This window comes from Streptomyces sp. I05A-00742, from assembly GCF_013055795.1.
In the GTDB taxonomy this organism is placed as follows: Bacteria; Actinomycetota; Actinomycetes; order Streptomycetales; family Streptomycetaceae; genus Streptomyces.
Genome location: NZ_JABETO010000030.1, coordinates 44972 through 62048 on the forward strand (window position 1 = coordinate 44972; position 17077 = coordinate 62048).

The following is a 17077-nucleotide window of genomic DNA, read 5'->3' on the forward strand; positions in this document are numbered from 1 at the left end:
CTCGTCTTGCCGGTTTCGGTGATCAGGTGGCGTACGCCTCAAGGGCGGCTTGGCCGTAGCCGTGTTCGGCCGCCTCGGCGGGCGGGCGGGTGGCGCGCCCGGGGACGCGTACCGACGCGCGCTTGAGCCAGCGGTCGGTGCCGTCGTAGCGGGCCTTGAAGGGGACGCGGCCGTGCACGACGAGGTCGTTGTCGACGACGAGGACCTCGCCGGGCTCCAGGCTCACCGCCACCGAGACGCGGGCGAGTTCGGCCTCCAGCCGCCCGTACGCCGCCCGGTAGGCGGGGCCGGCCTTCTCCAGCGGGGTGTAGGCCGGGTCGAAGCGCAGGGTGAGACCGTCCTCGGACTGCCACAGGACGGGGACGTCGGGTGGGCTCCCGCCGAAGCCCTGCGCCTCCGTGTAGGCGTCGTCGGGGAGGATCGGCAGCTCGGCGCGCGAGAGCGTGGCGATGTCGGTGTCCGTCAGCCGTACCTTGCGGATGCTCGCGGCGGTGGTGGCGACGTGGTCGTGGTTGCGCATGCAGCCCAGCATCAGCAGATGGGCGCGGCCGGGGTGGAAGGCGTCCTCGGTGTGCGGGCTGAGGAGGACCTCACTGCCGGCGCCGGTCTGCTCCTGCTCACGGCCTGCTGCGGGGACGATGTTGTGAACGAAGCGTCCGTTCTGCTGGCCCTCCCAGGCGAGGGGATGGCCCATGGCGGTGGCGAGCAGCAGCATCGCGATGTCGTGGACGGCGCCGCTGTCCCCGGCGGTGGCCCAGCTTCCGGGCGTGGGGCCCACGGCGGTGTCGTCGACGGTCAGGCCGCGGAGCACGAACAGGCCGTCGTCGGTGTCGACGGGCCGCAGCTGCCGCCGGACCGGTTCGCTGAGGGCGGCCGCCGACTCGGCGACCAGCCCGAGGAGTTCGGGGGACGTGGCGGAGGTACCGGATGCGGCGAGGATCTGTCCGGCGGCCCGGTGGAGCTCGGCGGCCGAGGCGGAGTCGAGCGGGCGGACAGGGGCGGGTCCCGTACTCATGGCGAAGTCATCCGTTTCCGTGGGGTGGGCGAGCGGATTCCGGGCATGCCTCGGGGCGGTCGCAAGGCAGGGCGGTACGCGGAGAGCGCGGCCGGTGGCGGTGCGCGGGAGTGCGGCCGGTGGGGGAGGGCGGATGGCGGGAACTGACGGTTGGCGTCAGCGGCTGCCGAGGAAAGTACCACCGAAGTTAGGTAAGGCAAACCTTACTCGCGAGTCGTCCGTTTCACCCGATTTTAGGCAATTGGCAGGCGGGAAACGGAGGTTGAGGGCGGTTTGGCTTTCGCTTCAAACCCCACACATCTTTGCGATCACGGCAGAATTAGGGTAGGCAATCCTAAGTAGCCCATAGTCGCAGCGAACGGGGACGACGTGAATTGGACAAGGCGTCAAGCGCTGGGCACCGGCGGAGGCATGGCCGCGGCCGTGCTGCTCGCCGCCTGTGGGGGCGGCAAGGACACGTCCTCCTCACCCGCGGACTCCGCCGGCGGCACCCCCCGCAAGGGCGGCACCCTCCGCATCGGCGCACTCGGCCGCGCCTCCGCCACCACCCGCGACCCACACGGTGTCCAGGGCAACGAGAGCGACTACCTCATCATCGCCCTCGTCCACGACACCCTCACCGCACCCGGCCTGAAGGACAACACCGTCGGCCGCCTCGCCTCCGGCTGGAAGGCATCCGACGACCTCAGGACCTGGCGCTTCACGATCGCCAAGGGCGCCACCTTCCACGACGGTTCACCGGTCACCGCCGACGACGTGGTGTGGTCGCTGCGCAGGCTGCGCAACACCCCCGCCGGCGCGGCCCGGCTGCCCGGCATCAAGGCGGAGAACATCACCGCCGACGGCAAGGACACCGTGGTCCTCGTCTCCGACTACGCCAACGCCGAACTCCCCCTGCTCCTCCGCCTGACGACGTTCGTCCTCAAGAAGGACACCGCCGACAAGGACATCGCCAAGGCCCCCGGCACCGGGCCGTTCACACTCGACTGGTTCCGCGGCGGCAACACCCGTCTGCTGCGCAACGACAAGTGGCACGGCGGGCCGGTCCACCTCGACGCCATCGAGGTGACCATGTTCGAGAGCCCCCAGGCCATGGCCAACGCCCTTCTGGGCGGCCAGATCGACGTCGCCTCCAACGCCGGCCCCGTCGCCGCCCGCACCGCCGCCTCGCGCAAGGACGTCCAGGTCGTCCGCCGCCCCAACGACATGGCGATGCCCATCGTGATGCGCACCGCCGACGGGCCCTTCGCCGACGTCAGGGTCCGCGAGGCCATGAAGCTCGTCGTCGACCGCGAGGCCATGGTCAAACAGGTCCTCTCCGGCTACGGAACCGTCGCCAACGACATCCTGGGCACCGGCGACCCCGCCTACGCCAAGGACATCCCCCAACGCGCGCGGGACCTCGCCAAGGCCAGGAAGCTGCTCGAAGAGGCGCACTTCGACTTCTCCAGGACCTACGAGCTCATCACCACCGAGGACGTCCCCGGCCTGGCCGAGTCCGCGACCCTCTTCGCCCACCAGGCCCGCGAGGCCGGTATCAAGATCGAGGTCGTCAAGCAGGAGTCGGGCGCCTTCTACGACAAGACCTGGCTCAAGGGCGCGTTCTACACCAACTACTGGGGCACCAACGACTCCGTGGTGTACCTCGCCTCCAAGACCATGGTCACCGGCGCCGGTCAGAACGAGGCCGGCTGGTCCGAGAAGACCTTCGACGACACGTACCGCAAGCTCCTCGGCACCGCCGACAAGAAGGCCCGCGCCACGTCCCTGCGCGAACTCCAGCGCATCGAGCACGAGAAGTCCGGCTATCTGCTGTGGGGTGTGGCCGACGGCATTGACCTGGCCGGCGCCAAGGTCCGCAATCTGCCCAGGCTGCCGGGCTACGGGCGGGTCCAGCTCGAGAACGTCTGGCTGGCGCGTTGAGCGAGGCAGTGAGGGAAGGGGCCGGGGCCGCCGCAGCACCTGCGGCGGCCCCGGCCCCGCGCCGCGCCCTCCGGGCGGCCGGCCGCGTCGGCGTCGTCATCGCCAAACGGGCCCTGATGCTGAGTGTGCTGCTCGCCGTCGTCTTCGCCGCGATCGAGCTGCTGCCCGGCGACGCGGCCTCGGCCACGTCCGAGCGCGGCGAGAGCGCGGCCGACACCACGGCCCGGCGCCACCTGCTCGGCCTGGACCGGCCCGTGTGGGAGCGGTTCCTGGACTGGATGACCGCGTTGCCCACCGGTGACCTGGGCACCTCCGCGCGGGGTGAGCGCGTCACCGACCTGCTCGCCGCCCCCTTCCCCAACACGCTCCTCCTCGGCACCATCGCCTTCGCCGTGACCCTCGCCGCCGCGCTCGCCCTGGGCTGCTGGGCGGCGGTGCGCCCCGGCGGCGCCGTGGACCGGATCATCGGCTTCACCTCCGGCATCGCGCTGGCCCTGCCGGAATTCGTCGTCTCCATCGGCCTGTTGCTGGTCCTGTCCCTGTGGACCGGCTGGCTGCCCGCCGTCACCCTCACCGCCCCCGACGGCTCGCCCGCCTCCTGGACCATGCTGGTCATGCCGGTCCTGGCCCTCGCCGTACCGCAGATCGGCTGGAACGCCCGTATCGTCCGCGGCGCGCTGGCCGACCAGGCCCGGGCCCCGCACGTGGCGGCCGCCCGGCTGGACGGACTGTCCCCCCGGCGCGTGCTGCTGCACCACGCGCTGCCCGGCGCGTGGCCCGCGATCGCCACGGGAGCCGCGACGTCCACCGGGATGCTGCTGGGCGGGGCGGTCGTCGTCGAGACCCTCTTCAACTACCCCGGCGTCGGCACCGTCCTGTCCGGCGCCGTCACCGACCGCGACACCCCGGTCATCGCCGGGGTCCTGGCCTGCACCGGAGCCGTCATCAGCCTCGTCCTGCTCGGTGCCGACCTCGTCCGTGCCCGCACCTCGGGAGCCCATCCATGAGCGCCCCCGTCCCCGTCCCCGCCTCCGTCCCGCGCAGCTCCCGGCGCCCCTCCGCCCGCATGCTCCTCGCGGTGGCGCCCGGGCTCCTGCTCACGCTGTTCGCCCTGGCCGGACCGCTGTTCGCCCCGCACCCCGTCGGCACACCCGTCACGGCGCCCTACGCCCCGCCCGGTGCGGACGCACTCCTCGGCGGCGACCAGCTCGGCCGCGACGTGCTCAGCCGGATGCTGCACGGCGGCAGCGCCCTCATCGGCAGCGCGCTCGCCGTCGCCCTGCTCGTCACCGCCCTGGCCGCCGTGCTGGGCTGCTTCGCCGTCCTCACCCCCACCCTGGGACGGCTCGTCGAGCGCGGCGCCGACATCGCCATCCTGCTGCCACCGGTCCTGGGCATGATGCTCGTCGCCCTGGCCTGGCCCGGCGGCGGACGTCTCGCCGTCATGGCCGCCGCCACCGTCCTCGGCGTGCCGTACGCGGTGCGCGTCGTCGCCGGCGCGGCCGCGCCCATCGCCGCGTCGGGCTTCGGCGAGGCCGCGACCGCCGGCGGCGAACGGCTGTGGCACCTGGCGCTGCGCGAGATCCTGCCCAATCTGCGCTCCACCGTCCTCGCCCTGTTCGGCCTGCGCTTCGTCGCCGCCGTCTACGTCATCTCCATGGCCGGCTTCCTCCAGCTCGGGCCCCAACCACCCGCCGCCGACTGGGCCCTGATGATCCGTGAGAACGCTCCCGGCGCCCTCCTCAACCCCTGGTCCGTCGTCGCGCCCAGCATCGCCATCGGCCTCCTGGCCGTCAGCGTCAACCTCGCCGCCGACGCGCTCGTGCCCACCGCGCGCCGGGCCCCGGCGGCAGCCCGGTGATCCCCGTCGGCAGGCGACGGCCGCCCGTACCCCCACCCCGTCGAGCAGAGGAACCCGCCACGGCCATGACCGACGACGAGACCGTGGTGAGCGTCACCGGCCTGGAGATACGGATACCCGACGGGCCGGTGCTGCTGTCCGGCGCCGGCCTCACCCTCCGGCGCGGCCGCATCACCGCCCTCACCGGCCCCTCGGGCTCAGGGAAGTCCACCCTGCTGCGCGCTGTCGTCGGTGACCTCCCCGACGGTGCCCGCGTCTCGGCGGGAACGATCGACGTCCTCGGCCACGACGTCCTCGGCCTCTCCGCGGACCGGATCCGGGACCTGCGGCGCCACCGCCTCGCCTACGTCGGCCAGGACCCCGGCTCCGCCCTCAACCCCCGTATGCGCATCCGCCGCCTCGTGGCCGAGACCGCGGTGGACCCCTCCCCGCAGGCGGTGCGGGACCTGCTCGCCGAGTGCCGTCTGCCCCTCGACGACGGGCTGCCGGGCCGCCGGCCGGGCGCCCTCTCCGGCGGACAGCAGCGCAGAGTGGCCCTCGCCCGCGCCCTCGCCCGCCGCCCCGACATCCTCCTGCTCGACGAACCCACCGCAGGACTCGACGCCGCACTGCGCGACGAGATCGCCGACCTCCTGCGCCACCTCGCCACCACCCGCCGCCTCGCGATCGTCCTCGCCTGCCACGACCCGGACCTCGTCGGCCGCTGCGCCGACGACGTCGTCGACCTCGCCGCGGCCGCGCGGCCGGTGCCACGGCCGGCCCCGCCCCGGGCGCGTCCGGAAGGCACCGGACCGCGCCCCGGCGGCACGGCGGGGACCGGGCTGGCCGCCCACGGCCTCACGGTGCGGTTCACCCGTCACGGGCGCGGGCGCCCGGCCCTGGAGGACGTGGACTTCGCGGCGGCTCCGGGCAGTTCCACCGGCATCGTCGGCCCCTCCGGCTCCGGCAAGACGACCCTGCTCCGCGTGCTCGCCGGACTGCGGCGGCCGGATGCCGGCACCCTCACGCTCGACGGCCGACCGCTGCCCACCGTGGCACGCCAACGCGGCCGGGACCGGCAACGCCGCATCCAGCTGGTCCCGCAGAACCCCCTCGGCACCCTCAACCCCGCCCGGACCGTCGGCGCCGCCCTGGCCCGGCCCCTCCGGCTCCACCAGGCCCTCGCCAGGGCAGACCTCGCCGACCGGGTCGCCGCGCTCCTCGCCGATGTCGGCCTGCCCGCCGACGCCGCCCGCTGCCACCCCGCCGAGCTCTCCGGCGGTCAGCGCCAGCGCGTCTCCATCGCCCGCGCGCTCGCCGCGGGCCCCGACATCCTGCTCTGCGACGAGGTCACCTCCGCCCTCGACCCGGACACCGCCACCGCCATCATGAATCTCCTCACCGCACTGCGCGAACAGCACGGCATGACGCTGGTCGTCGTCTCCCACGAACACCACCTCGTCGCCCGCTACACCGACACCGTCCACCTCCTCGACACCGGACGCGTCACCGACAGCGGGCCCACGGCCTCGCTCCTGACAGCGACCTGACGGGGACCCGCCCCGCGCCCGGCGGCCCCGTTCGAACCGAACAGGCGAAGTGATTACTTATCGGACAGGCTGTAGGCGCGGAAGGTCTCGCGAAGGAGTTCGCCGAATGCGGCGGGGTGTGTGGTGAGGCCGGTGTGCCCGCCGGGGAAGTGCAGGAGTTCCGTGCCGAGGCGCTCGGCCAGGAAGGCGGCTGAACGGTAGGGGAGTTCGCCGCGCGAGTCCTGGCCGCAGGCGAGGACGAGGCGGTCGGACAGGGCGTCCAGCCGGTGGAGGTCGGGGGCGTAGGACATGAAGGCGGGCACGATGCGCCCGAGGAAGTACGGCAGGTTGGCCATCGTCCGCTCGGCCCGTGCCGCTGCCTGCGGCGGGAGTTTGAGCTCCGGCTTCGGCTCGGTGGCGGCGCCGTCCTCCTTCGCTCCCGCCGTCAGCCCGGCGGCGAACTCGGCCATGGCCGGCATGAGCCCCTGGGTGCGGAACGTCTCCTGCACGCGTGCGATGAGTGCGCGGTGTTCGGCTGCGTCCGGCAGGACCTCCACGACCGGCGGTTCGTGCGCCACGACGCGTTCGACGTGGTCGGGGTGGGCGGTGAGCAGGTGCAGGGCGGCGATCGCGCCCGAGCTGGTGGCGAACACGCGGGCCGGCTCACCGGGCGACAGCGACTCCAGTACGCGGAGGGCGTCTTCGGCGTGCTCGGCCACGTGCTGCTCGGCCTCGGGGTCGTCCAGGGTGCTCCGGGACATGCCGCGCGGGTCGTAGGTCGCGACGGTGTACTCGGCCGCCAGGCCGTCGGCGATGCCGTCGAAGGCGGCGGCGCCGCCCGCCCCTCCGGGGATCAGCAGCAGGAGCGGGCCCCGGCCGCGCACTTCGTAGTGCAGGGTCGCGCCGTTCACGCGCAGGGTGCCGGTGGTCGGCGCGGTCATGAGGGGTCTCCTTCTCGGGACGTGGGCCAGTGCTCCAGCAGGGTGTGCAGGGCATCGAGGGAACGGCTCCAGGACTGCTGCGGCGTACGCCGGTGCGCGAATCCGCCCGCGGCCTCCAGGGCGACGAAGCCGTGGAAGGTGCTGCGCAGCAGCCGGACCGCGTCGGTCAGGTCGGGCTCGGTCAGCCCGTAGCCGCGCAGCATGCCGTAGGTCAGCTCGACCGCGCGCCGGGGTCCGGGCGCGTTCGCGGCCAGTTCGGGGTCGATCTCGATCGGAATCTGCGTCGCCATGTAGCGGCCCGGGTGGCGGTGGGCGTACTCCCGCCAGGCGTTCGCGTACGCGACCAGCGCGTCCTTGCCCGCCCGGCCTGCGGTCGCCTCCGCGATGCGGATGGTCTTCTCGTCCGCCGCCAGCAGCGCGATCCGTCCGCGCAGGTCCTCCAGACCACGGACGTGCGAGTACAGGCTCGCGTCCTTCACACCGAGCCGCCGCGCCAGCCGCGCCATGGTCACCTGGTCGAGCCCGACCTCGTCCGCCAGCTCGGCGCCCGCGATCGTCACCCGTTCCGCCGTCAGACCGGCCCGCACCATGCGCCCTCCCTTGGTTCCTAGGGCTCCTAGTTTTACCCTAGGAGTCCTAGGAACACCAATAGGGCATCATCCCCGGCCGGGTCGGTCCTCGGGCCGTCACTCCTGATGACGGACGACGCAGAGGCCCCAGATCACGAACGCGCAGAGCGCCATGACCACGATCGACCACAGCGGGTAGTAGGGAAGGAAGAGGAAGTTGGCGATCAGCAGCAGTGCGGCTATGGCGATGCCCAGAATCCTGGCCCAGGTGGAGACCTTGAACAGGCCTATCGCCACCATGACCGCCGCTATCCCGAGGAAGAGGTGCACCCAGCCCCAGCCCGCCACGTTGAACTTGTAGACGTACTCGGGTGCGTTGACGTACACCGCGTCGTGGACTATCGCCGAGATTCCGCGGAATATGTCGAGGAATCCCGCGATCAGCAGCATCACGGCCGCGAACACGGTCAGCCCGGCGGCTGCCGTCAGGGACCGGTCGCCGTGGTGGTGGTGCGAGGTCGTCATGATGCTTCTCCTTTTCCGTCGATTCGGTGTTCGGCGCAGGGCGTTCAGTGCAGGGTGTTCAGTGCAGGATCTTCTCCTTCGCCCGGCGGAATTCCTCCTCGGTGATGTCGCCCCTGGCGCGGATCTCCGACAGCTTCATGAGTTCTTCCGCGTCGCTCCTCCCGCCCGCGCCGGCGGTCGTCTCACGGATGTACTGGTCGAACGCCTCCTGCCGCGCCTGGAGATGACGCCGTTCCCGAGCCCCCATGGTCCGGCCCCTGGTGAGGACGTAGACGAAGACGCCCAGGAAGGGCAGCAGGATGGTGAGGAAGAGCCAGCCCGTCTTGGCCCATCCGCTGAGCGAGTCGTCGCGGAAGATGTCGGCGATCACGCGGAAGAGGAGGATGAACCAGGAAACCCACAGCACGATCCAGAGAACGGTCCAGAAGGCGCCCAGAAGTGGGTAGTCGTATGCCAGGTATACGTAGCCGTTCATCATTCGGGTCCTTGTCGTCGTGACTGCTGGTTCCGTTCTGCGCCTGTCACGGTGGAGGCGGCGCCGAGGATCGCAAGGATCGCCAGTACGAGGACGGCGATGCCGAGGGTCAGCGCCACGACGGCCGCGGTGGGGTAGTTCCACAGGAAGAGGGCCAGGGCCGCCGCCGCGATGACGATGCCGGTGGTCCAGCGCCGGTGCGTCTCCAGCCAGTGGCCCGTCGCCCCGGTGCGCAGGCCGGAGCGGGCCATGGCCCGGCCCGTGGCTCCGGTGGCCCTGGTCGTCACCGAGCGGGTGAACCGGGCACCCCGGCCGGGGCCGTAGAGGTATCCGGCCAGTGCCGTGATCACCGCGGTGACGAGGACGGTCCCGGTGGCATTGCGCAGGAAGCGGACGAAGGTGTCGTAGACCGAGGCCGCCGCGTCCGGGGGCAGGGCGGTGGGCGGAACGGAGTCCAGATAGAGACGCCGTGCGACGGCGAGCCCGACGAGGAGCACGATCATCATCACGCCGACGCCGATGGCCGCGGTCATGAGCGTCACCCTGTGCGCGGGCGCCGTCCACACGGCGAGGGCCGCCAGGACGACCACCGTGACCGGCAGCCACACCCCGACGAGGTTCAGCAGGCGCATGGCGTCCTGGGCGTCGTCGAGCTTGTCGGTCCGGAACAGGGTGATCGTCTTGTCGACGTCGGGGATGTCCGCGGCCTTTCCGTAGCCCTCGTCCACCAGCTTCTGCTTGACCTGGTCCACGACGGTCCCGATGTCCAGCACGACGGCGTCGCCCTTGGCCTCCACGGCACTGTTCCCCTCGCCGGTGAGCGTCTTGACGACAGCCGCGTGGGCCCGTCGGTTCGCCTGGTCCCACAACTGCGCGACCTGGTCGCTCGTGATGACCTTGTCGACCGCGTCGTGGACGGCCGTGGTGAGCGCGTTCTTCAGGGGGCCGGCGAGGAGGTGCGACTTGTCCACGACGGCCGGTGGAGTGTCGGCCTTGGCAAGTGCGTCGCCGAGTGCGTCGGTGATGCCCTTGACGTCGACGTTGTCGACGACGCGTGTGGTCAGCCGGTCGGTGACGGCGTTCTGCACGGCCGGTTCCTTGGCCAGCGGAGCAACGGTCTGCACATAGCGGTCGGTGTCCGACACCTGGCTGTTGACCCAGGTCGCCACCACCGCGAGCGGCGACAGGACGAAGGCGAAAATCAGCAGGACGGACGTCGCCGCGTAGCGCAGCCGCCGGTGGTGCAGCGCCTCGCGCTCGCGGAGCCTGGCGTAGTCGTCGCGTTCGCCGGGGAGCAGCGGACCGTCCCCGGACGGGGGGCCGGAACCGTGCGGGCCGGGAGCGCGAGGTGGATCCATGGCCTGGGCTCTTCCTGTACGGGTACCTGCCGAGCAGTCGTAGAGGTGATCCACCACCAGCGTTTCCGACGTCCGGCGCCGGGGACATCACCCTTGGCGGGTGAATCGGGAGGAGACTCCGCGGTGGGGCGGGGGCTCTTCCGAGTACGCGATCCGCCGCGACGCGATCGTCGTACGGCAGGAGACGTCAGACCTTCCCGATGCCGAGCGTGGTCTCGCGGGGCAGCATTCCCGTGCCGATGATCTCCAGCCAGAGCGGGCCGAGGAGCTCGACGAGCCGAGCGGTGTCCTCGGCGCCGAGCGCCTGCCAGGGGGCGGCGGCCAGTTCTTCGGTGCGGCGCTCGACTTCGGAGCGCAGGGCGTGGCCCGCGTCGGTCGCGGTGCCGTCGGCGTCCAGCAGTCCCCGCGCGACGAGCCGTTCGCGGGCGGCCGCCCACTCGTGCTCGCTCCAGCCGCGGCTCGCGAAGACCTCGGCCGGCGCCGCGCCGATCGCGGCGAAGGACACCAGCGCCTCGACGGAGTCGAGGCCCGCGGTCAGGAGGGCGGCGAGATGGCCGTCACCGCGGTGCTCGCGCAGGATCGTCGCGGCCTGCCACAGCACGAGGTGCGGCTCCTGGGGCCAGGGCAGCGCGGCGTTGGCGGCGGCGAGCGGGCGGCCCTCCGTGCGCGCGGCCTCCGCCGCCCGGCGGGCGAGCGCGGCTGCCTCGGCGAGATCGGCACTGCCCGTCCGCTCACCGATGAGCGTGCGGTATGCCCGGTCGACGCCGCGCGTCCGGGCCTCGACCACCTTGTCCGGTGCGGCGACGTCCCAGGCGGCGGGGATGTGTTCGGCGACCATGCGCGGGCTGAAGCTGTAGAAAGCGGAGGCCACTTGACGGGATCCGGGTGCCCCGAGCGGCGCCGCCCGCAGGGCGAAGTAGCTCGGCCAGCGCTCGTCGGTGTCGTAACCGAGTGTCCTTACCTCTTCGAAGACTTCGGGAGCGTAATAGAGGACGGCGTGCAGGGGCTCCAGGAGGTGCCACATCTGCCGTACGCGTCCGTTGTCGATGTTCATGACGATCCCTCTTTTTGTGACCTGCACATCTTGACATCGGCTAGATTGCATCCGACGAGCAAACTTGTCAACGTCTAGATAGTGCGTAACCTGCTGACCATGACCACCGAACGCGCCTACCATCACGGGGACCTGCGACGGGCCGTGCTCACCGCGGCCCTCGACGTCATCGCCGCCGAAGGGCCGGCGGCCCTGTCCCTGCGCGACCTGGCCCGCCGCGCGGGCGTCTCCCACGCCGCGCCCGCACACCACTTCAAGGACCGCGCAGGCCTGCTCACCGCCATCGCGGCCGAGGGCCACGGGCTGCTGTCCACCGCCCTCGGCGAGGCAGAGGGCCTGCGTGACCTGGGCGTCCGGTACGTGCGCTTCGCCACCGCGCACCCGGCGCACTTCCAGGTCATGTTCCGCCCGGAACTCCTGCGCCCGGACGACCCGGAGCTCCTCGCGGCGCGCGAGCGGACGAGGAGCCGGCTCCGTGCGGCAGTGGAGGGCCACGGCGACGACCCGGCTGTCGGCTTCATGGCTGCCTGGTCGGTGGCCCACGGCTTCGCGACGCTGCTGCTCTCCCAGAACCTGGACGGCCTGCTGGACGGGCGGGACCCCGAAGAGACCTTCCGGGCGCTGGCGAACGAGATGTTCCAGCCTGCTGAGAACCCCGCGACCGGCTGACCCGAACCTAGAGAATGCGCAGTTCCCTGCCCCGCTCGACGGCGTCGCGGCGCCTGGAGACGCACAGTTTGCGGTAGACGCTGCGCAGGTGGGTCTTCACGGTGTTGACGGAGAGGCCGAGTTCCGCGGCGATCTCGTCGGCGGACATCATTCTCTGCACGCATACGAGCACTTCTCGTTCACGGCCGCTGAGGGGCTGGACCGGGACGGGAGGTCCCGCGTTCTCGCCGGGGGCGAGCCAGGCGTCCCGCGACCGTGTGGGAGCTGTGCCGTCGGCGCTGTCCATCAGGTGGTGCAGCCAGGGGCCCGCTTCGAGGAAGGGCCGGCGCAGCCGTTCGGGACGGGCGGTGTTCAGGGCCTGGCCGACGAGGTACCGGGCGGTTGGCCGGTCGTCGGCCAGTAGGGCGAGGTGGGCGCGTGCCAACTGGACGGTCACGCGATCCGGCAGCGTCAGGCGGGGGGAGCGGTCGACGCGGGCCAGGAGCCGTGCGGCGCGGGCGGAGCGTCCGGCGGCGAGGTGTGCGCGGGCCAGGGCGACGAGGGGTGCCGGTCCGTCGGCGCGGATGTCGTGCACTGACGCGACGGCGGCCTCGTGGTCCCCTCGGGCCAGGGCCACGGCCGAGCGCGTGAGGGCGAGCCGACCGGCGGGCCACTGCCCGTGAACCGCCGCCGGGTGGCGGGGGAGGGCGGCGAGGGCCGCCTCCGAGTGTCCCCGTGACAGTTCCAGGCGGGACCGCAGCACGGCCGCCTCGGTGGCCGGAACGGGGTCGCCGGGCAGGTCGGCGCAGGCGAGGGCCTGTTCGAGCCGACGGCGGGCGACGTCCGCGTCGTCCCGTTCGAGGGACACGACGGCCAGCGCGAGGTAGGCCGAGCAGGACCGGTGGTCCGGGGCGGCCGCCTGCCGGTCGGTGATGACGAGTGAGCGCAGCGCGTGGTCCTCCGCCGAGGTCAGGGCGCCCTGGGCACTCTCGGCCAGCGCGAGGAGACCGAGGGACCTGTGGCGCAGCGGCCGGGTCGCCTCGGTCGTGCAGGCGGCTGCGGACGCGGCACAGAGGCGCCGGGCGTCGTCGAGGCGGCCGGATCCCATGAGGGCGCGGGCGAGACCGTGCAGCCGCAGTGCCTCGATCTCCGGGTGTTCCCGGGCTCGTTCGACCGGAAGTGCCTCCATAAGGTCCGAGACGGCACGTGCCGTCTCCTCCGGCCCTTGCTCGTCCGGGTGCGGTCCGCACAGGAGGCGCAGCAGAACGTGGGTGAGTCCGACCTCCGGGGCCGGGACCCCGCCGCCGCGGCGCAGGTGCCGTTCGGCCGCGGCGAGGTGTTCGCGGCAGCCGGCGCCGTCGTGCCGCGCCAGTCGGCAGGCGGCTGCCATCAGGGCCGGCGCGGCACCCGGCACGGAGGACGGCATACGGCCGAAGACCCGCTCCACACGTTCGGCTTCGGCGGTGGCGAGCAGGGGGCCGACGAGCAGATGACGAACGGCCTGCGAGGCGCCGTACGCCCAGTCGCCGGCCTCCGCCGCGTGCTCCAGCGCTCCGATGATGTCGCCCGTCCCGGCCAACCCGCGGGCGGCCCTGGCGTGAAGCCGCGGTACGAGAGCGGGATGCCGGATCCGCAACCGGTCGCGGAGCACGTCGGCGAACAGCGGGTGCACCCTGTACCGGTCCGTGCCGGGGACGGGATCGACGAAGGCGTTCTCGCGGGCCAGCCGGGCCAGGACCGCCTCGGCGTCCCCGCGCCCGGTCAGGGCGTTCGCCAGATCCGGATGGACGAGGTCGAGGACGCTGGTGCGCAGCAGCAGTTCCCTGACAGCGGCGGGCCGGACGTCGAGCACTTCCGCGAGCAGGTAGTCCGAGACGGCCTGCCCGGCGAGGGTGTCCGGGCGGGCGGGGCCGGCCGGACCGCCGGTCCTGCGCTCGGCCAGGGCACACAGCCGCAGACCCGCGGCCCACCCTTCGGCGCGCTCCGTGAAGGCCCGGACGGTGTCGTCCTCGGGGCGCAGACCGTGCTCGCGCAGCAGTACCGCCGCCTCGTGCGACGTGAAGGCCAGGTCGGCCCCGCGGATCTCCGCGATCCGGTCCTCGGTCCGGTACCGGTGGAGCGGCAGCAGCGGGTCGGTGCGGCCGGTCACGACCAGGCGCAACCGCGGGCCGGCGTGGTCCAGGAGGAATTCCAGCCCGGCGGGCACGCGTCGGCCCGTCACCCGCTCGAAACCGTCCAGTACGAGGACGACGGGCCCGGGCAGGCGCTCCGTCGCGGCGGCGAGCCGGGTCAGCAGGGAGGTGCCGACGCCGCCGGGGGAGGCGGGCGCCGGGATCCCGTCGGAGTCGGGCAGCCGGGGCAGGGCGCGCCGCAGGGCTTCCAGGACGTAGCTCCAGAAGACGCCCGGCGCGCTGTCCCGCGCGTCGAGGGTCAGCCAGGCGACCGGCCCGGGGGGCCCGCCGGTCCGCGCCCACGCGGCGGCCAGTGTGCTCTTGCCCGCGCCGGCCGGCCCCGTGACCAGGGTCAGTGGCCCGGCCGTGCCCGCATCGAGCCGGTCGAACAGCCGGTGCCTGGGAACGTGGGTCCGCGGGGAAGGGGGCACCGACAGCTTGGCGCCGAGCAGCGGGTCGCCGGACCAGGCCAGCGTGGCGCACCGGCCGGCCTCCGGTAGCGCGTGTCCGGTCGAAGGCATCCGATCACCACCGTCTGCGGGCGCCTGCGGCCCCGGCTCTCCGCACACGCGCCGTGCCCGGCCGGGCCGCCTCCGCGAACCCCTCCGTCCATCCTCACCACCCCCGGCCCTTGATCGCACCTCCGCTTCCTGGGCCGGACGGGCGATGCGCCCCTGCTCAAGGCGACGGTCGGCCGCCGTGCGGTCCTAGGGTGCGGGTCAGGAGCCGCTCGCCCCCCGGGCGTTCCGGAACGCGGAGAGGGTGCAGGCAGTGACACGATGGCGGGCTCTTGCCGTGCTCGGGACGGCCCAGTTCCTGATGGTGCTGGACACGTCGGTGATGAATGTGTCGATCAGCAAGCTGGTCGAGGACTTCGACACCGAGGTCACGGCGATCCAGGGCGTCATCACGCTCTACACCCTCGTCATGGCCGCCTTCATGATCACCGGTGGGAAGCTCGGCGACGCGTTCGGACGCCGCCGGACGTTCGCCGTCGGGCTGGTCGTCTACGGAGCCGGGTCCGCCGTCACCGCGCTGGCGCCGTCGCTGTGGGTGCTGGCGACGGGCTGGTCGGTGGTCGAGGGGCTGGGCGCCACGCTCGTTCTCCCGGCGCTCGCGGCGCTCGTCGCCGGCGCGTACCGCGGCCGGGACAGGTCGGTCGCCTACGGGGTCATCGGAGGGCTGGCCGGCGCCGGCATCGCCGTCGGGCCGCTGCTCGGCGGCTGGGTGACGACGTACCTGACCTGGCGGTTGGTGTTCGCCGGCGAGGTCGTCCTGGTCATCGCCATGCTGTGTGTCATCCGGTGGATCCCCGACGCCCCGCCGGGGCCGCGGACCAGGCTCGACAGCGGAGGTGTCGTACTGTCCGCGGCCGGGCTCGCCCTCGTCGTGCTGGGAGTTCTGCAGAGCAGCTCCTGGGGGTGGCTGAAACCCCGCAACCCCCCGTTCACGGTCCTCGGCTTCTCCCCGACACTGTTCGTGCTCGCCGCCGGGGCCGTTGTGCTGTGGCTGTTCTGTGCCTGGGAGCGACGACAGCAGGAACGGGACAGGAAACCGCTGGTGCGCCTCTCCTTGTTCGGCGTCCCGCCGCTGCGCTCCGGACTGACCATGCTGCTGTGCCAGAACCTCGTGCTGCTCGGCCTGTTCTTCGTCATCCCGCTCTATCTCCAGGTCGTCCAGGGCCTTGACGCCTTCCAGACCGGACTCCGCCTGCTGCCCGTGTCGGTGACCATGCTGCTGTCCGCCATGGCCGGCCCCCTCCTCGGGCGCGTCGCGGCACCCCGCACCGTGGTGCGGTGCGGGCTGCTGGTGCTCCTGGTGGCGGCCGTGTGGCTGCTGGGCACGATCGAGCCCCGGATCGACAATCTCTCGTTCGGCCTGGCGATGGCCCTGCTCGGTCTGGGCATGGGGCTGCTCGCCTCCCAGCTGGGAAACGTCGTGCAGTCCAGCGTCGGTGAGGACGAACGTAGCGAGGCCGGCGGCCTGCAGTACACCGCGCAGAACCTCGGCTCGTCCCTGGGCACCGCGCTGATCGGGTCCCTGCTGGTCGGCGCGCTGGTCCACGCCTTCACGTCGCAGATCGACAGCAATCCGAAGATCTCGGAGGCGGCGCGCCACCAGGCCGGCATCGCCATGGAAGCAGGGGTCAGCTTCGTGAGCACCGATCAGGTGCGTGCTGCCGCCGAGCGCGCCTCACTCCCGCCGTCCGAGGCCGACGCGCTCGTCGATTCCTACTCCACGGCCCAGCTCGACAGCCTCAAGGCCGCCGTCCTGGCCGCCGCGGCCATCACCCTCGGCGCCTTCCCGTTCACCCGGCATCTGCCGGCCGGGCGGCCGGCCTCGGGGGCCCGCCGGTGAGCGTGATGCTGCGGCCCCTCGGCACCGCGACCGGTCTCGTCCTCGCGTACTACCTCCTCCCCCTGGACAGGAGGTTCGACGGAGCCGCCGCCCTGGGCCTCGTCCTCGGACTGGCCGCCCTGGTAGCCCTTTTCACCTGGCAGATCCGCTCGATCCTGCGCTCTTCCCGGCCCCGGCTCCGGGCCGTCGAGGCGCTGGCCACCACGGTGCCGCTGTTCCTGCTGCTCTTCGCGGCCACGTACTACCTCCTGGAACAGGCCGGGCCCGGCAGCTTCGCCGAGCGGCTCAGCCGGACCGACGCGCTGTACTTCGCGCTCACGGTGTTCAGCACCGTCGGCTTCGGTGACATCACCCCCCGCACGGAGCCGGCACGGATCGTCACCATGGTGCAAATGGTGGGCGACATCCTGCTCCTGGCCGTCGCCGCCCATGTCGTCGTGGGCGCGGTCCAGTCCGCCCTCTCCCGCACACCGGCCGGCGAGGCACCGGCCGCTCCCGGACGGCCCCCGGGCGCCGGCCGGGGCGACGGCTGACCCGCGACCGGAGGCAAGCCCGGAGAAGCCGCCGGCCTCACCCGGAACGGGTGAGGCCGCACCGGGCGTGCCGGGCCCACAGTGGGACTGTGGCCGGGGAGAACGCTCCTCTCACGCCGCAGTCGCGGCGTTCGGGCC

The 17077-nt window shown here is 72.7% G+C and carries 15 protein-coding genes; 7 read left to right on the forward strand and 8 right to left on the reverse strand.

The genetic code is table 11. The features are described 5' to 3' along the window. Nucleotides 1-22: 22 nt before the first annotated feature. Entirely contained in the window at nucleotides 23-1015 is a 993-nt protein-coding gene (locus tag HN013_RS24105) for a TauD/TfdA family dioxygenase (protein ID WP_171169651.1), read from the reverse strand. A 411-nt stretch (nucleotides 1016-1426) separates the two neighbouring features. Between HN013_RS24105 and HN013_RS24110 the strand changes: the two genes are divergently transcribed. The 4 genes from HN013_RS24110 to HN013_RS24125 all read left to right on the forward strand — a co-directional run bounded on the left by HN013_RS24110 (nucleotide 1427) and on the right by HN013_RS24125 (nucleotide 6328). Next, complete coding sequence (locus HN013_RS24110) at nucleotides 1427-2938, forward strand: ABC transporter substrate-binding protein (RefSeq protein WP_212764744.1); 1512 nt, start codon at nucleotides 1427-1429, stop codon at nucleotides 2936-2938. Next, nucleotides 2923-3945 (forward strand): ABC transporter permease, encoded by a 1023-nt coding sequence (locus tag HN013_RS24115; RefSeq protein ID WP_398980636.1) that lies wholly within the window; start codon nucleotides 2923-2925, stop codon nucleotides 3943-3945. Before HN013_RS24110 ends, HN013_RS24115 begins: the two co-directional genes overlap by 16 nt. Next, nucleotides 3942-4799: an ABC transporter permease gene (locus tag HN013_RS24120; RefSeq protein WP_398980626.1), complete on the forward strand. Its 858-nt coding sequence runs from the start codon at nucleotides 3942-3944 to the stop codon at nucleotides 4797-4799. The genes HN013_RS24115 and HN013_RS24120 overlap by 4 nt, the downstream gene beginning before the upstream one ends. Nucleotides 4800-4864: 65 nt before the next feature. Further along, nucleotides 4865-6328, forward strand: a complete 1464-nt coding sequence (locus HN013_RS24125; RefSeq protein ID WP_171169656.1) for an ABC transporter ATP-binding protein — start codon at nucleotides 4865-4867, stop codon at nucleotides 6326-6328. 53 nt (nucleotides 6329-6381) lie between these two features. Here the strand turns inward: HN013_RS24125 and HN013_RS24130 are convergent, their stop codons facing one another. The 6 genes from HN013_RS24130 to HN013_RS24155 form a co-directional block, all read right to left on the reverse strand. Then, nucleotides 6382-7248, reverse strand: a complete 867-nt coding sequence (locus tag HN013_RS24130; RefSeq protein ID WP_171169658.1) for an alpha/beta fold hydrolase — start codon at nucleotides 7246-7248, stop codon at nucleotides 6382-6384. Beyond that, nucleotides 7245-7838 (reverse strand): TetR/AcrR family transcriptional regulator, encoded by a 594-nt coding sequence (locus HN013_RS24135; protein ID WP_171169659.1) that lies wholly within the window; start codon nucleotides 7836-7838, stop codon nucleotides 7245-7247. The genes HN013_RS24130 and HN013_RS24135 overlap by 4 nt, the downstream gene beginning before the upstream one ends. A gap of 96 nt (nucleotides 7839-7934) precedes the next feature. Further along, the gene (locus HN013_RS24140) at nucleotides 7935-8342 is read right to left on the reverse strand and encodes a hypothetical protein (RefSeq protein ID WP_171169660.1); all 408 of its coding nucleotides are present in this window, start codon (nucleotides 8340-8342) and stop codon (nucleotides 7935-7937) included. Between the two features lie 58 nt (nucleotides 8343-8400). After that, on the reverse strand, nucleotides 8401-8817 hold the full coding sequence (locus HN013_RS24145; RefSeq protein WP_171169662.1) for an SHOCT domain-containing protein: 417 nt from the start codon (nucleotides 8815-8817) through the stop codon (nucleotides 8401-8403). Further along, entirely contained in the window at nucleotides 8817-10175 is a 1359-nt protein-coding gene (locus tag HN013_RS24150; RefSeq protein WP_171169665.1) for a hypothetical protein, read from the reverse strand. Before HN013_RS24150 ends, HN013_RS24145 begins: the two co-directional genes overlap by 1 nt. 187 nt (nucleotides 10176-10362) lie before the next feature. Beyond that, nucleotides 10363-11229, reverse strand: a complete 867-nt coding sequence (locus HN013_RS24155) for an SCO6745 family protein (protein WP_171169667.1) — start codon at nucleotides 11227-11229, stop codon at nucleotides 10363-10365. A 99-nt stretch (nucleotides 11230-11328) separates the two neighbouring features. Here HN013_RS24155 and HN013_RS24160 point away from each other — a divergent pair, with 99 nt between their 5' ends. Continuing rightward, nucleotides 11329-11898 (forward strand): TetR/AcrR family transcriptional regulator, encoded by a 570-nt coding sequence (locus tag HN013_RS24160; protein ID WP_171169669.1) that lies wholly within the window; start codon nucleotides 11329-11331, stop codon nucleotides 11896-11898. 7 nt (nucleotides 11899-11905) lie between these two features. Here the strand turns inward: HN013_RS24160 and HN013_RS24165 are convergent, their stop codons facing one another. Next, nucleotides 11906-14569 carry a LuxR C-terminal-related transcriptional regulator gene (locus HN013_RS24165; RefSeq protein WP_171169671.1) on the reverse strand — a complete coding sequence of 888 codons (2664 nt, stop codon included), beginning with the start codon at nucleotides 14567-14569 and terminating at the stop codon, nucleotides 11906-11908. A 250-nt stretch (nucleotides 14570-14819) separates the two neighbouring features. Here HN013_RS24165 and HN013_RS24170 point away from each other — a divergent pair, with 250 nt between their 5' ends. Together HN013_RS24170 and HN013_RS24175 are read left to right on the forward strand one after the other, a co-directional pair. Further along, nucleotides 14820-16406: an MFS transporter gene (locus HN013_RS24170; RefSeq protein WP_171169673.1), complete on the forward strand. Its 1587-nt coding sequence runs from the start codon at nucleotides 14820-14822 to the stop codon at nucleotides 16404-16406. 5 nt (nucleotides 16407-16411) lie between these two features. Beyond that, nucleotides 16412-16939 carry a potassium channel family protein gene (locus HN013_RS24175; protein ID WP_212764754.1) on the forward strand — a complete coding sequence of 176 codons (528 nt, stop codon included), beginning with the start codon at nucleotides 16412-16414 and terminating at the stop codon, nucleotides 16937-16939. Nucleotides 16940-17077: the final 138 nt, after the last annotated feature.

Coding starts and splice junctions, on each gene's coding strand:
- HN013_RS24130 (WP_171169658.1), bottom strand. CDS start 7,248: ATGACCGCGCCGACCACCGGCACCCTGCGCGTGAACGGCGCGACCCTG.
- HN013_RS24135 (WP_171169659.1), bottom strand. CDS start 7,838: ATGGTGCGGGCCGGTCTGACGGCGGAACGGGTGACGATCGCGGGCGCC.
- HN013_RS24125 (WP_171169656.1), top strand. CDS start 4,865: ATGACCGACGACGAGACCGTGGTGAGCGTCACCGGCCTGGAGATACGG.
- HN013_RS24160 (WP_171169669.1), top strand. CDS start 11,329: ATGACCACCGAACGCGCCTACCATCACGGGGACCTGCGACGGGCCGTG.
- HN013_RS24175 (WP_212764754.1), top strand. CDS start 16,412: ATGCTGCGGCCCCTCGGCACCGCGACCGGTCTCGTCCTCGCGTACTAC.
- HN013_RS24140 (WP_171169660.1), bottom strand. CDS start 8,342: ATGACGACCTCGCACCACCACCACGGCGACCGGTCCCTGACGGCAGCC.
- HN013_RS24120 (WP_398980626.1), top strand. CDS start 3,942: ATGAGCGCCCCCGTCCCCGTCCCCGCCTCCGTCCCGCGCAGCTCCCGG.
- HN013_RS24145 (WP_171169662.1), bottom strand. CDS start 8,817: ATGAACGGCTACGTATACCTGGCATACGACTACCCACTTCTGGGCGCC.
- HN013_RS24165 (WP_171169671.1), bottom strand. CDS start 14,569: ATGCCTTCGACCGGACACGCGCTACCGGAGGCCGGCCGGTGCGCCACG.
- HN013_RS24105 (WP_171169651.1), bottom strand. CDS start 1,015: ATGAGTACGGGACCCGCCCCTGTCCGCCCGCTCGACTCCGCCTCGGCC.
- HN013_RS24150 (WP_171169665.1), bottom strand. CDS start 10,175: ATGGATCCACCTCGCGCTCCCGGCCCGCACGGTTCCGGCCCCCCGTCC.
- HN013_RS24155 (WP_171169667.1), bottom strand. CDS start 11,229: ATGAACATCGACAACGGACGCGTACGGCAGATGTGGCACCTCCTGGAG.
- HN013_RS24110 (WP_212764744.1), top strand. CDS start 1,427: ATGGCCGCGGCCGTGCTGCTCGCCGCCTGTGGGGGCGGCAAGGACACG.